This is a genomic window from Bifidobacterium callitrichos (assembly GCF_008698085.1).
GTDB lineage: Bacteria > Actinomycetota > Actinomycetes > Actinomycetales > Bifidobacteriaceae > Bifidobacterium > Bifidobacterium callitrichos.
On sequence record NZ_RZJP01000002.1, the window covers coordinates 417,388 to 432,434 of the forward strand.

Below are 15,047 nucleotides of genomic sequence, written 5' to 3' on the forward strand. Positions count from 1 at the left end.
TGTGGCGAAGTCGAACTTGTTCTTGCCTTCCTTGTCGGTGGTCCAGCCGGCGAACGTGTAGCCCTCACGCTGCGGATCAGTCGGCTTGTCGACAGTCTTGCCGGACTCGACATTGGCCTGCCACGGATCTGCAGACGGTTCGTAGTTGAGGTCGAACGTCACTGTGAAAGACGCGGGCTTTGGCGCATCCTTGAGCGACGCAACGAGGGTCTTGTTCTGGAGATCAGGATCGGAGACCTTGGCTCCGGTGTTCACCTTCTGTCCATTGAGCGTCCAATGGTCGATATCCTTGCCTTCGGGCACGCTGAGGGTGTCGCCCAGAATATCCACGGCCTTGGCGATCGTCACGTCGCAGGTCGCACCCGGCTTGACGCCGTCCGCATACTCAACGACAACGTCGTTGACCTCAAAGTTCACGCTGCAAGAAGTATCGGCAGCCATGGCGGTAGCCGGGACCAAAGTCACCAGCATCGCGGCCGCGCAAACACCTCCCAGCACTTGCTTCTTCCAATTCCGCATGTGTGGAACCTTTCTCATACTCGGCAGCCAACACACAAACATCCTTGTTGGTCGCCTTGTCTGGTTATCTCATGAGGTGAAACTTGCGTAATGCCGATAACCCACCTCCCTAGAAGAAAGGTTCCTGACAATGACAGGAAACAACAAGGTTTGGCGCGCGCCGCTCGCCGGCCTCGCCTCGATCGCGATGCTCGCGACCATGGGCTTGGTCGCCGGCACCGCTTCCGCGGCTGGTACGGCCACGGTTGACCAGTACAACTTCAAGGTCACGCTCGATGCTGGTTCCATCTCCGGCGTCGGTGATGGCGCAGTCGATGGCTCCAAGACCAAGTCGTTCTATTTCAACGATCTGGACACGAACCACAACGGCAAGCTCGACGAGCTGTACACTAACCTGTACACGCTGACCACGCCGGGTGCCAGCTACGGCAACAAGTTCACCGGCTGGTATACCTCCCCGGAGGCCGGTGCCGCGAAGTTCGACTTCAAGAACACGTACGTGACCAAGGCCATCACCCTGTACGCTCACTACGCCGAGCCGGATGATATCGTCACCTTCCGCTTCGCGGCCGGTTCCGACGGCGTGAAGCGCGTCGAGGGCGGTGCGTACGGTTCCGCTGATACCAATGCCCGTTCCTTCGCCACGGACACCACGGCCGGCACTGCGCAGTACCGTCTGACCGTGTCCAAGAAGGACAAGAAGATCGCCAAGTGGGAGCTGCCGAACGATATCGCCGACTCCGCTCTGGTGACCAAGTGGGAGGCCGACCAGACCGGTGCCGGCAAGATCACGGACGACATCACGTTCGACGATCTGACCTCCGACTTCACGAACAAGCTGGGCTACAACAACCCGTCCACCAACGACGTCACCCTCAAGCCGTCGGTGACCTCTGACGCCGTGAAGGTCAACTTTAACGGCTCCACCGCCTCCTCCGTCGACGTGGCGTACAACTCCACCGTGTCGCTGCCGACCGCGTTCAAGTCCAGCGATGCCCACGCTCTGGTGACCAAGTGGAACTACAACTACGCCGGCAAGACGAAGGAATGGACCAAGGACGACAAGGTCTCCTCCGTGTTCGATCCGGAACTCAACCTGAGCGCCGCTGATTTTGCCCCGTACTACACGGTTCGCTTCTACACCAAGGTGAACTACCGCAACGTGCCGGTCGCCGATGCTCAGATCGTGGCTGCCAATGCAACCGCGACGAAGCCGGCCGATCCGTCTCGTGACGATTACGCGTTCGCCGGCTGGTCCGAGAAGGACGGCTACGGTCAGGACGACTTCGACTTCGCTAAGGCCATCAGCAAGGACACGGACCTGTACGCACAGTGGAGCGCCAACAAGGCGACCGTGACCTTCGACTACAACTACGCCGGCAAGAAGACCACCAAGTCCTACGCCTCCGGCGAGACCTTCAGCCTGCCGACTGATGCGACCCGCGACGGCTACACCAACCTCGGTTGGTACACCAAGGTTGTTCCGTCCGAGTTCGTGTGGCTCAAGGTTCGTGACAACGTCTTCGGTTCCGCCACGTTCAACAAGGACATCTGGGTGCAGGTTCCGTACGGCACCACCGCCAAGTACGTGTCCGACGTCAAGGGCGTCCGCCTGAGCGACTTCGCCCAGTACCAGATCCCGTCCGACGCCCAGCTGAAGATCGACCCGACTACGGGTACCCTGCAGTACCTGAAGTCCACCCAGACTGAGGTCGCCCCGGGCAAGTACGAGACCACCACCCAGTGGATCGATGTCGACAAGACCCTGTACGCCTCCTGGCAGAAGTCCGACAAGGACACGCTGGCCCCGCAGGAGCAGCAGGTCCCGACCGACAGCACCGGCGAGGTCACTGACACCGCCAACTACACTGCCGCCTCCCGCGCCGCGTACGCCAAGGCGTACAAGGCCTACCTCGCCCACAAGGACCAGCTGGGAACCTCTGATGGTGAGCTCACCGCCGATGAGGCCGCCACTCTGCAGGCCGAGCTGACCGCTGCTCAGGCCCTGCTGGTGCAGACGACTCCGGTGAAGGTGATTCGTCTGGTGAACGGCGCGAAGCACCTGTACTCCACCGACGTCAAGGAGCAGAACTTCCTGAAGAACAACGGTTGGAAGGTCGAGGGCGTCGCGTTCTACGCAACCGACAAGACCGCACCGAAGTCCACTCCGGTGTATCGTCTGCGCAACACTGCTGACGGCAGCCACCTTCTGTCCACTGACGCGAATGAGGTCAAGGTCCTTACTCAGGGCTCTTGGGAGGACGAGGGCGTGGTGTTCTACGCTCCGCAGGGTGCCACCGACTCCGTCAAGCGTTTCTGGAAGGCCGGTAGCGAGCACCTGTACACCGCCGATCTCAACGAGTACAAGTACAACACGACCAAGGCGGGCTGGACCGGTGACGACACCGTGTTCGTCGCCGCCAAGACCCAGGTCAAGTGAGAACCGGCTGCATATAGCAGTTGATTTGAACTGAACTCGGATAGAGGGCGGGTTCCACGAGTGATCGTGGGACCCGCCCTTTTCGTATCCTTAACTAGTTTCCCGGCTCCCGTTTACAATCGCTTGCAGGTCAGGGTGCAGAGGAATGCGAGGCGTCATGGAACATCGTCGGGCGAGGTCGTCACGGGTCCATGGGCATCGGGCCATGGCGGATTCCAGCTTCAGGTTCGGGACGGTGTCGTTCCGTGTCACGGCGGTCGTCTTGGTTCTGTTGCGTTTCCTGATCGGCTTGCATATGCCGTTGGACGCGTATTCGGCGGTGCGCAGCCCGTTCGATGATTTGCTCATGGTCCGGTACGCGCAGTTGGATGCGCATTTCCATCCGGCTACGGATTGGGATCAGGCGTTCGCCTTGGTCAAGACGATGTCGTTCCCGTATTTCCTGAATCTGATCGGTCTGCTGGGTATTCCCTATCGCGCCGCGTTGACGGCGTTGTACTGTCTGGGCGCCTACGCGTGCGTGACTGGCATGCGGCGTCTCCTCTCGGTCTGCTGGCCTACGTTCCGGTTCAACCGGTGGGTGTGGTTGGGTTTGTTCGTGTTTCTGGCGTATTGTCCGGCGGCGTTCGACTACGATGCGGGATCGAAGATCTACCGTGAGCCGATGCTAGTTCCCGTGGTGATGCTATTGGCCGGACTCATGCTCATCTACGTCACAGCATGCTGGAAGCCGCGCGGTGATACCGCGTTGCGCCAATGGTCCGGCATGCTGGCGTGGGGTGTGCTGCTGGGGGGCGTGTGGAGCTTCTACTGGTATGTCAAGGAGTCCGGTATCTGGCTGGCGCCCCTATTGCTGATGACGCTGGTCTCGTGTGGCGTTCTCGTCTTCCTGCGATGCCGCGCCTCTTACGGGAAGGGGGTTGCGGGTCGTGTGGTTCCGGTGTTGCTGTCCGTGGTCGTGGTGCTGGTGCCGTTGGGCGTGTTCGGCGGGAGCGTGGCGGCGTATCGTGCGGTGAACGAGCGGTATTTCGGTGTTCCGTACGCGTCGATCCGTACCGAGGGGGAGATCGCCGGCTTCTTCTCCCGGTTGTATACGGTGGCCAGTGACGAGCGCACGGATGGCGAGTGGGTGCCGTGGTCGGTCGTGGAGAGGGCTCAGTCCGTCTCGCCGACCCTGCGCGCGCATCCGCGGATCGTTGAGTGGATGGCGAAGGGTCAGTTCGGCTCGGCCCCGTGGGCCGAGGACCCGCCCGACACGGACATGGGCGTGTGGACGCTGATCTGGGATCTCGCCCAGTCGGGCGAGTTCAGGGACCAGCGGTCCGTGCAGGACCTGTTCACCAAGATCAATCAAGAGCTTGACGCGGCCGATCTTCCCCAGTCCGAGGGATTCCGTCCCTCGAAGAGCGTGGCGCCGAAGACCCTGCGGCAGGTCTGGGCGTTGCATCCCTCGTGGAGGATGTCGTTCGGGACGAGCGCGTTGTGGCGGCACTACGAGGTCCGCTCCCCGGACTCGTACGCGTGCGACACGGCGCACGAGTCGGACTGTCGTCTGCTGGAGACCACGCTCGGCGAGAGCCTGCCGAGGCGAGGCGAGTCCGGCGTGGCATGGCGCGGCACCGGCATGGCGACGGGTATCGCGGGAGCCATCATCCGCGTCTATCAGGCGGCCGCGTTGCTCTACCTGCCGTTGGGGGTTCTTGGGTTCCTCGCCGCGGCCTTCACGGCGCTCAGACGCAGGGACGGGATGCTGCGCCGGGTGACGCTGGCGGCGTTCGTGTTCGCGGTCGGCGCGGTCGGCAGCGTGGCCGCGCTGATGCTGGCGACCTCGTGGGTCACGTACCCGGAGGCCGTGGAGGCGATGATCCACCACGCGAAGTACTACACGGCCGCCGCGGCGCCACTCATCCAGCTGACGGCGATCATGGGCATCGGCCTGCTCGCCCTCGCCGTATCGGCACGCATCGGACAGTCGTCGTATAACTGTCCGAATACGGCGGAACGCCAGTCATAGCAACGGTTCCGGCCGGTCGACAGACGGCATGCCGGAGCTCCTCCTGGCTCTAGAATGGGCTCTACCGGAACCCATTTCGGAAAAGAGAAGAGAGGTCCTCATGAAGATCAGGAAGATGCTGGGCTCGCTCGTCGCCGCGGCGATGGCGTTGACCGCGTTCGCGGGCGTGTCCTCCACCGCCCAGGCCGCGCCGGCATGGCAGCAGGAGGGCGTCGCGTGGATGGCGCCGGCCGAGGGCGGCGTCGCCGTGTACCGTCTGCGCAGCGCCGCCGGACTGCACCACTACACCACCGACGAGAACGAGCGCGCCTACCTCACGGCCCACGGCTGGACCGACGAGGGCGTCGCGTTCCACGCGGACGAGTCGGGTGCGAACGTGTACCGCGTGAACAATCCCGTCACCCGGCAGCATCATTACACGCTGGACGCGAACGAGAAGGACTACCTGTCCGCGCACGGCTGGGATTACGAGGGCGTTGCCTGGCATGTGAACGCCTCGGCCAGCGTGCCCGTGTACCGCGCCTACAACCCCTCCACGCGCGAGCACCTGTGGCTCACCGATGCCCACGAGTACGAGGTCATCGGCGGCGCGGCCGCCTCTCCGAAGGCGATCGACGTGCTCAACGGCCTGACCATCAGCGACACCCTCGCCCCTGGCTATGACAGGGATCTCTTCGGCGAGTCGTGGGCCGACGTGGACGGCAACGACTGCGACACCCGTGACGACATCCTCGCCCGCGACATGACCGACGTGGTCAGGAAGGACGCGTGCAAGGTCGCCTCGGGAACCCTGCACGATCCGTACACCGGCACGACGATCGCGTTCACGCGCGGCGGGGACTCCGATCATGACGGCGGCATCCAGATCGACCACGTCGTGGCCCTGTCCAACGCGTGGAAGAGCGGTGCGAACACGTGGACCGACGCCCAGCGCCTCTCCTACGCCAACGACCCGTACGTGCTGCTCGCGGTCGACGATCAGGCCAACGAGGACAAGCGCGACTACGCCGCCGACAAGTGGCTGCCCGCCAACACCTCCTACCAGTGCAGCTACGTGGCGCGCCAGATCGGCATCAAGAGCAAGTACAAGCTCAATGTCACCAACGCCGAGTACCGGGCCATGAGGAACGTGCTCGACACCTGCCCCGCGCAGACCGTGCCCGCAGGCGTGGGCGCCCCGGTCAGCCCGGCGCCGAAACCCACGCCTGCGCCGAGCCCCTCCCCGTCGCCCGCTCCTCAGCCCCAGCAGCCCGCCGTGCAGCACGGCATCACGCCGGGCGCGTTCTGCTCTCCCGCGGGAGCCAAGGGCATCGGCAAGAAGAACGGCGTGACCTACACCTGCAAGGCCGACAACGCCGGACGCCTGCGCTGGCGCAGGTGACCGGACGGCCACCCTAATGAACCACAGTGAAAGGAACCCCATCATGAGGATCACACAACGAATCGCGGGACTGGCCGCCGCCTGCGCCGTCATGGCCGCCGGTGCGATCATGGCACCCGCGGCCATGGCCGACGGGTGCACGCTCGGCGTGAGCACCATCGCCGAATGCTTCCCCGACACGGTCCTGGCCCGGGCCGTGGCCGACGCGGTCCACGCCGAGCCCACGGACATGCTCTCCGCGTCCGCCGCGGACTCGGTCACCTCGCTGCAGCTCGACGAGGACGACAAGGCCCTCGCCTCGCTTCAGGGCGTCAACGCCCTGCACAACCTGCAGTCCCTGTCGATCGCGCAGACCGACGCGACCACGCTGGCGGGCATCGAAGACTCCCCGAAGCTCGCCGTGCTGCGCATCGACAGGGCCGAGAAGCTCACCGACGTGGACGCGGTGCGCTCCGTGCCGAACCTGCGCGAGGTGACCCTGTCCTACGCGCCGCTGACCGGCGTCTCCGCGTTCCACGACATGCCCAACCTCGAACAGCTGACCCTGACCCACAACAGGATCTCCGGATTCGATCCGCTGGTCAACCTGCCCAAGCTGTGGAGTCTGAACGTCACCGATCAGGAGACCGAGATCTTCGTCTCGCTCGATAAGAACGTGGACCTGACCATCCCGGCCCCCAGCGCCATGGGACGCAGGGCCGACACCATCACCAGCATCACCGAGGGCGGCGTGTACAACCGCACCACCGGCAAGATCACCTGGCCCGCCAGCGTGGTCAAGTCCGGCGAGTTCAAGCTCGGCTGGCAGATCACCGACATCACCCCGTACAAGACCGGCATGATCTCCGGCAGCCTGACCATCAAGGTGACCATCAAGGGCGAGACCAAGCCCGACCCCGAACCCACGGACATGGTCAACGTCTACCGACTGCTCAACACGAGGACCGGCCGCCACCTGTACACCACCGACGAGAACGAGCGCGCCGTGCTCTCCGCCGGCGGCGTCTGGCGCGACGAGGCGATCGCCTTCCGCCAGCCCAAGACCGGCGCGCCCGTCTACCGCCTGAGCCAGGGAACCGAGCATCACTGGACCGCCAGTCTGGTCGAGTACACCGCGCTCATCAACCATTTCGGCTGGACCGGCGAGAACACGGCATGGTACATGGACGACGACGGCCCGGTCGCCGTCTACCGCCTGCGCAGCCTGAAGAACGGCGAACACCTGTACACCAAGGATCTCAACGAGTACCAGGTCCTTGATGCCCGCGCCGACTGGATCGGCGAAGGCATCGCCTGGCACACCCGCTGACCGCAGACCGACCGGTCATACGCAATTCGGCCCCGGTTGGCACGAACGTGAGGTATCACTTCCGTGCCAACCGGGGCCGAATTGCGCGTAGAGGCACAGTGCTCACCGACCCGTATCCAGTCGCCCTTCCGACGCTGTATGCCGCGGCCCAGTTCAGCGTGAATGCCAGATAATGCCTTTCTTCGCGACTCGCCAATCCTGCTGCTATCTGCTGCTTTTCTGCCCCCGATAGAGCAGGAAGAGCAGAAAAGTAGCAGAAACGGCAGAGCCGACCATCAGACCGACACCAGACCGACTACCGAGCCGGTGTCCCTAGAGAAAATGCTGCGTCATGGTGGAAATCCTCATTCCTGCATGGCTTTTCCGTTGACGGGAAGAGAGCGGCTGGTAATCGCTCAGGACGGGCTGCGTGGCATGGATCATTCCCGTGGTCGCAGCGGGATCTGGGCGACGGGTCGGGTCGGCATGCGCACGATGTTTCTTACGCGTCCGTGATGGCCCCCGGAACGCTCCTCTTCGGGGAGGGCGGGGTTGCGATATCGGATGCCGGGGATGCCGGGGGTTTGTATGCCGTTTTTCATTGCGGAAAAGTGGCGTGACGATACACTTTTTTACAGAAATACAACGTCATAAGTTTGCGTGGGCGGTCTGGGATGAGGCGCGCGACGGCGGCTCGTTCTTCAAGGCGTACATGGCCGGCACCGGTATCCTGTTCAGCAGGACGCGCTCGATGCGCGCGGGGCTGTCTGACGAGCGGCGCGCGCATCTGTCGGCCCCGGTTCCGCGGCGCCCAGACCGAGAACTACGTGAACGTGATGCAGGGCATGCCGGCGTATCAATGACGATGCATCCGCCGGGCGCGTGGTGGACCGTGTGTGTTCAATTGGAAGTGGGCCTCATGCGGGGATGTAGCGGGTGGAATGGCCGCGCCTCTCCGCCCTGAGCGTCCCCTGATCGACCCTGCGGATAATGCGCCGGTACGCGGTGCGCACGGACACGTGCGCCGCGTTCGCCAGAAGCCGCGAGGTCACGAAGCCGCGCTCCTCTAGGATCGCGTCCATGGCCTCGTCCGGCGTCGGACGCTCCGACGACACTGATCCCGTCTGAGGCTTATTCTCCGGGCTTTCGCCGCCGCCATCCGCGAACCTGACCGGCACGAACGCGTGGAACACGTCGCCGTCCCTGAGCTCGGGATCCCGTCCGGAGTACACGCGCGAGTACCTGCACAGCTTGCGCAGGCCGCTGCCCAGCTCGTCGGCCAGACCGATCTCGGTGAAGAACCCCGCGATGATCGGGTTCTTCGACATCGGGCTGAAGTCCGATAGGCTCAACGGCCCCTCGTAGAAGGAACGGGACGCGTTCTCCGTATGCACCCCGTCGTTGGCGACGATCACCCGTCCCGGCATGGGACTCGAGTACTCGCGGTGGATGAGCAGGTTCGCGACCAGCTCCCGCACGATGATGTCGCGCGGGCTGACGGACACGTCCCCCTCTAGATGGAACCGGTCCGGCAGCTGGCTCCTCACGAACCCCGACAGCGCATCATAGGCGTCCACGAGATTCGTGCGCACGGTCAGGCGGTCGTCGTAGCGCTCCACATCCCTGCGTCGCACCAGCGCATCGGTTCGGTAGGCCGGGCACACGGCACCGATCGTCTCGTCCCGGCCCAGCAGCAGCACGGCCGCCATACGATACCCGGACGACCTGTCCGTCGCGTCCACGCCCCACAGGTTCGCGCTGCGCAGCAGCTCCCCATCGTCCAGATTCCTCCACGGATGATCCGGCCGGCGCAGCACCGCCATCCGCCTGCACCGCTCGATCAGATCACCGCGCAGGTCATCCAGCGTCAGAGCGGGATAGATGCGCTGCTCGGAATAGTAGTTCTGCTTGCGCATGTACAGCTGCGACAGCCCGTAATCCGTGGACACGCGACGATCCGCGTCGAACATGCGGTCATAGGCCACGCCCCTGAACCGGACCACCGACGCCGACATCGGCACCCACACGCGTATCACGGTCCGTCCGTCCAGTCGCACCTCCTCGGTCTCCACGGCCGGCGACGGCACGAACTGGTTCGGATTGCACACGCGGTTCACCAGATTGCGCTGCACCTCGACCGCACGCCGGGCGTCCACGCCCTCCACCGAACCGTCGTCCAGAACGCCCAGGAAGATACTGCCGCCATGCCTGTTCGCGAACGAGCACACCGTCTCGAACACATCATCGCCCGGAAGACCCCCGCAACGCTTGAACTCCACCGATGACGACTCGCCCTCCGCCAGCACAGGCTCCAACTCGGACGGAGACATGACCACCACCCCCGAATACGACAACGAACGCCCCCAGTCTACCTGTCCGCGAGTGTCCGCGAGTGTCCGCGAGTGTCCGCGAGTGTCCGCGAGCACCGTGTCCCTAGAAGAAAGGTTCCTGACAATGACAGGAAACAACAAGGTTTGGCGCGCGCCGCTCGCCGGCCTCGCCTCGATCGCGATGCTCGCGACCATGGGCTTGGTCGCCGGCACCGCCAACGCGGCCCCGAGTTCGGCGGCCGAGGATAAGGCTACGGTTACGTTCGGCGACGCGGGTTCCGTCACCGGTTACAAGGGCGAGACGCTGGCCGATCTGGCCGGTGGTTACGGTTACGACGGCGAGACCTGGACCGCTGACGGCAAGACGCCGGTGGACTGGAACACCGTGATCAAGGAGGACACCAAGCTGTCCGTCCTTGGCTCCTACAACTTCGTCGACAAGAACTCCGATTCCGACAGCTCGGTCGTGTCCTTCGACCTGTCCGGCCTATCCTCCTACGAGCAGCTGCCCGGTGGCGAGTACTTCCAGGTCCAGCAGGGCACGAAGGAGCTGTCCAAGAACGTGCTGCCCGTGGACAAGGGCGGCGACCACAAGATCGTCACCGAGTATCTGGTCACCCCGCTCAAGGGCCAGCCGTTCACCGTGTCCAGCCTGACGGACGAGAAGTTCCTGACCGTGGCCGCCGGCGATCCGGGTGATCAGGTCAAGGTCACTGCCAAGACCGTCGCGGACAAGGACGCCGTCCGTACCGTGACCGTCAAGGGCGATGGTGCTGGTTATGTCCTCGGCGCCAAGTCCGACGGCACCAAGGACGCCGATCTGGTCGTGGATGTGCCGAATAAGGGCGAGTTCACGATCCCGGCGTGGTTCTCCTACCCGCAGGACGAGAACAACACTCAGGCCGAGACCGCTCCGGTGTGGACGCGTGACCGCGACGACTCCGGCAAGGAGTACAAGGAAGGCGACTCCATCACGCTTGGCGTGAACGAGGATCGCACCTTCTCCCTGAAGTCCACGACCAAGGCGTGGACGGTCCGCTTCTACAACGACGGCGAGCTGGTCTCCTCCCAGACGGTCGCCAATGGCAAGTACGCGTCCCTGCCGTCCGACCCGAGCGTCGCCGGCTACGCGTTCAAGGGTTGGCTGGCTGTCTCCGCCGACGGCGTCGATGCCAGCAACGCGACCGTGTCCGCCTTCAAGGCCTATGACAAGACCGGTCTGGTGACCAAGACCAACGACGCGATCAACAACGTCGCCATCAAGAACAACGTGCGCTTCGTGGCCGAGTATGGTAACAAGACCACGCAGGTGAAGGTCACGTTCACGGATGCGGACTACAACGGCAAGCATGATGACGTCGTGAAGTACTTCGACGCGGGTTCGTTCCTGAACGCGTCCGACGCCCCGGCGTGGACCCGTTCCGGCTACTCGCTGACGGGCTGGACCCTTAACGGCAAGACGTACGAGTTCGGCCAGCAGTTCACCGACACGACCGACGACTTCGTGCTCCAGGCCGTGTGGTCGCAGTACACCGCCGACACCGTCGAATCCGCCCTCGACTACGTCAAGGTGAACGACACCACGAAGCCGAACGACGAGAAGGTCAACCCGAACGCCGCTCGTTTCGAGAAGTCCTCTTGGGAGGCGTACGTGAAGTCCTACGAGAAGATTCAGCAGGAGTACGCGGACGCGAAGTACAACGCCCCGGCCTCGGGCATCACCTCCGAGACCGCGTCCAAGCTGGTCGGCGAGCTGGCCTCCGCTTGGCAGAAGCTCGTGTTCAAGCACGAGACCGGTGCGAATGTGCTTGGCGGTTCGACGGTTCATCGTCTGTCGAAGGGCGGCGAGCACTTCTACACCAGCAGCACTCGTGAGATCGCCTTCCTGACCTCGACGACCAGCACCTCCGGTGGCTGGACCGACGAGGGCCGCCTGTTCGAATCCCCGAAGGATGATGAGAAGAACTCCACCCTCAAGGAGTTCAGCGACTTCGGCGGTACCGAGGTGGCGTCGCAGATCGCGGCGGTGAGCAAGCCGATTGTGACTCCGGTGTATCGCTTGTTCAATAAGGTGAATGGTGATCACGTGTGGACTTCGGATGCGAACGAGCACGCGTATCTTGCGGCGCAGGCCGCGTGGAACGACGAGGGCGTGGCGTTCTACACGCCGACGTTCACGGGCACCACGGACGTGGCACGTCTGAGCAAGGGCAACCGCCACCTGCTGTCCACCGACAGCAACGAGCAGAAGGTCCTGTCCACCAAGTCCGGCTGGACGCTGGAGGGCACCGCCTTCAAGGCCTACTGATCCGGGGAGCGTGACGCCCGGTCCGTATGACGGGCGACACGCCATAGACGGGGGGAGCCCCCGCGGAAACGATTTCCGCGGGGGCTCCCTCGCATTCCGGACCTCAGTCAGGCCAGCACGTCAGGGGACGGGATCACTTGACGTTGGTCTTGGAGGCGACGAACACGGTGTCGTCACCGGTCCAGCCGCCCTTGGTGGTCTGGTACTTGTACTCGTTGAGATCGGCGGTGTACAGGTGCTCGCTACCGGCCTTCCAGAAGCGCTTGACCGAGTCCGCGGCGCCCTGCGGCGCGTAGAACAGCACGCCCTCGCTCGCCCAGCCGTTGGCCTCGAGCACGCTCACCTCGTTGGTGTCGGTGGACAGCAGGTGGTCGCCGTTGGTCAGGTTACGCAGACGGTACACCGGGACGGACTTCGAGGCGACCGGGCCCTGCTCGGACACCGCGTAGAACGCGACGCCCTCATCGGTCCAGCCGTTGTTCTTCCAGTAGGACTGCTCCTTCGCGTCGGAGGAGTACAGGAACTTGGCGCCCTTGCGCAGACGAACGACCTCGACATTCGTCTTCTGCACCAGCTCACCCTGAGCATCCTGCAGCTGAGCATACAGCTTCGCGATCTCGTCCTTGGTCAGCGAGCCGGCATCATGCTTGGCCTGCTGGTAGTCCTCGACCTGCTTGATGTAGTTCGCCCAAGAGGACTCGGTGAACTTGCGGGCGTAGTCGCCCTTCTTGTCCTTCTGGTCGTACTTGACCAGGGAGCCGTCACGGTTGAACGCCGGGGCGTTGAGCTCCTGCTCGACCAGCGTGGCCTCCTTGGCGGGAGCCCAGCCGGCGTACAGGGTGTCGAACGGGAGGTTGAGCCACTGGGACTGGGCGCCGTTGGAGCCCAGCGACGGGGTCGTGGCGAGGTACTGCAGCTTGTTGCCGGTCACGATGCGGAGCTTCACGCCGACGTACTTGTCGGCCTTGAAGGCCTTGTCGAACACGGTCGAAGCGGGCTTCTCGGTGAACCAGCCGGCGAACTCGTAGCCGTCACGGGTCGGAGCGGCCGGGTACGCGAACTGGTCGCCATCGGCGAACGTCACGGACTCGACCTTCGCGGTGCCCCAGTTCGGATCGAAGTTCACGGCGACACCGGCGGCCTGCCACACGGCGTACAGGGTGGTCGGCTTGTCGATCTTCGTGGAGAAGTCGAACAGCTTGCTGTTCGTGGTCGGAGTAGTATCAGCAGTCCAGCCGAGGAACTTGTAGCCCGCACGCACCGGATCAGCCGGACGCGTCGCGGTACCGTCAAGAACAACCTCCTGAGAATCCACCGTCTGACCGCCATTGACGAAGTTCACCGTGTACGTGAGCTTCGACTCGGACGGACGCAGCGTCCAATCGCGATCCACGGTCTTCGTGTTGAAGTCGGCCGGGGCGTAGGTGGCGCCCTCGACGTCTGACCACTTCGTGACCTTGCGGCTGTTGGTACCCTTCACCTCGTACGCGGCGTACTCGGAGGTATCCACACGCACGTTCACGGCCTCACCATCCTTCACATTGAAGGCACGGGATGCGGTTGTGTTGTCATCGTAGCTGCGGGCGGTGTTAGTGAACGCGTAGTTGTTACCATCCTTGTCCTTGTTCAGGAACGTGACCTTCTTGGCACTCGCGGGAGACGGGTGCAGGTAGACGCGCTGGGTGCCCCACAGCGGGTCCTTGTCGTTCTGCTTCCAGTAGGAGTTCGCCAGACCAGTCCAGAAGTCAGTCTTCAGGCTCGCGTAATCAACCGGGACATCCTTCTCGGTGAAGTCACCGGCAACATGAGAGACAACGTTCCAGTCATCGACATGACCATCATTCGCGCTCTTATCGTACGGCAGCTGCCAGGTCGCCGCGTGATCGCCCTCGGCCAGCAGGATGATACCCGGCTGAGCCTTGAACCAGTTGTTGTCCGAGTTGGAAGCCGTGGGATACGTGGTGAACGTATGGGCGCCAGTAGTCACGCCGTTCGACCAAGTGCTGTAGGGGACGGTCGGCTCGTAGCCGTACGGGTTGTAGAAGTCAGAGTACCACGTTCCGCCCTTGCTGTACACGTAGCTGGAGAAGTCCAGAACCACCGGGCTCTTGGACCAGTGAGCGTACAGTGTGGTGTCCGGAGCCAGCTGGGTGCCCGGCTTGTATGCCTCGCCACCCTGGGCGGCGGTGTACCAACCGGTAAAGAGAGCGCCATCGGTACGGACTGCTACGTTACCGGAATCAACGCCGGAGGCGTTGCCCTTCTGAAGCTCATCGAGAGTCAGCGCATAGTCCGACTTATTCTGAGAAGCCACAACCTGCTCCGGGCTGCTGTTGACGCGCTTGAAGTGACCGCCGTTCGCGTTCAGGTTGATCGTCGGCGTCTCAGGGGACACCGCATCATCGGCGTTGGCCGTGGACGCGGCCAGGCCCATCGTGGCCAGCATGGCCAGAGAGGCGAGGCCGGCGAGCGGCGCGCGCCAGACCTTGTTGTTTCCTGTCATTGTCAGGAACCTTTCTTCTAGGGACATCGGGTTTTTGTATGGAGACCTTCTCCATCCCGACTAAGTCATTTTCTACCCCCACCCCCCGGACATTGTCAACCTGAGTCTCGAAGGTCACCCTGCGAAACCCACAAGCTGGGACTCAGATGGCGCTCTGTCAACCTCCAGATATCTCCCCGAACCGCCCAACCTGACCACAGGTCTCCTCTCGGCTATTCCCAACCGCTTTCGCTTGAAATCATGCGCTTCTACGTAACTTTCCCA

At 63.4% G+C, this 15,047-nt stretch carries 8 protein-coding genes; 5 read left to right on the forward strand and 3 right to left on the reverse strand.

Annotated features, from left to right (window positions below; translation table 11 throughout):
- A partial coding sequence (locus EMB92_RS06320) for an InlB B-repeat-containing protein (RefSeq protein ID WP_190973584.1) occupies positions 1-519 on the reverse strand: 519 nt, incomplete at its 3' end.
- A gap of 130 nt (positions 520-649) precedes the next feature.
- Here EMB92_RS06320 and EMB92_RS06325 point away from each other — a divergent pair.
- The 4 genes from EMB92_RS06325 (at position 650) to EMB92_RS06340 (ending at position 7,663) form a co-directional block, all read left to right on the forward strand.
- A complete protein-coding gene (locus EMB92_RS06325) occupies positions 650-2,959 on the forward strand; it encodes an InlB B-repeat-containing protein (protein WP_150394182.1) in 2,310 nt (769 codons plus the stop codon).
- Positions 2,960-3,221: 262 nt separating this feature from the next.
- On the forward strand, positions 3,222-4,973 hold the full coding sequence (locus tag EMB92_RS06330) for a hypothetical protein (RefSeq protein ID WP_150394183.1): 1,752 nt from the start codon (positions 3,222-3,224) through the stop codon (positions 4,971-4,973).
- A gap of 100 nt (positions 4,974-5,073) precedes the next feature.
- Positions 5,074-6,354, forward strand: a complete 1,281-nt coding sequence (locus EMB92_RS06335) for a GmrSD restriction endonuclease domain-containing protein (protein WP_263390624.1) — start codon at positions 5,074-5,076, stop codon at positions 6,352-6,354.
- Between the two features lie 43 nt (positions 6,355-6,397).
- Positions 6,398-7,663, forward strand: coding sequence for a hypothetical protein (locus tag EMB92_RS06340; RefSeq protein ID WP_190973585.1), 1,266 nt, complete (start codon positions 6,398-6,400; stop codon positions 7,661-7,663).
- An 896-nt stretch (positions 7,664-8,559) separates the two neighbouring features.
- Here the strand turns inward: EMB92_RS06340 and EMB92_RS06345 are convergent.
- On the reverse strand, positions 8,560-9,972 hold the full coding sequence (locus EMB92_RS06345) for an RNA/DNA-binding domain-containing protein (RefSeq protein ID WP_150394185.1): 1,413 nt from the start codon (positions 9,970-9,972) through the stop codon (positions 8,560-8,562).
- 124 nt (positions 9,973-10,096) lie between these two features.
- Between EMB92_RS06345 and EMB92_RS06350 the strand changes: the two genes are divergently transcribed.
- Entirely contained in the window at positions 10,097-12,280 is a 2,184-nt protein-coding gene (locus tag EMB92_RS06350; RefSeq protein ID WP_190973586.1) for an InlB B-repeat-containing protein, read from the forward strand.
- 133 nt (positions 12,281-12,413) lie between these two features.
- On the opposite strand, the gene EMB92_RS06355 is transcribed toward EMB92_RS06350, so the two are convergent.
- A complete protein-coding gene (locus EMB92_RS06355) occupies positions 12,414-14,783 on the reverse strand; it encodes an InlB B-repeat-containing protein (RefSeq protein ID WP_190973587.1) in 2,370 nt (789 codons plus the stop codon).
- Positions 14,784-15,047: the final 264 nt, after the last annotated feature.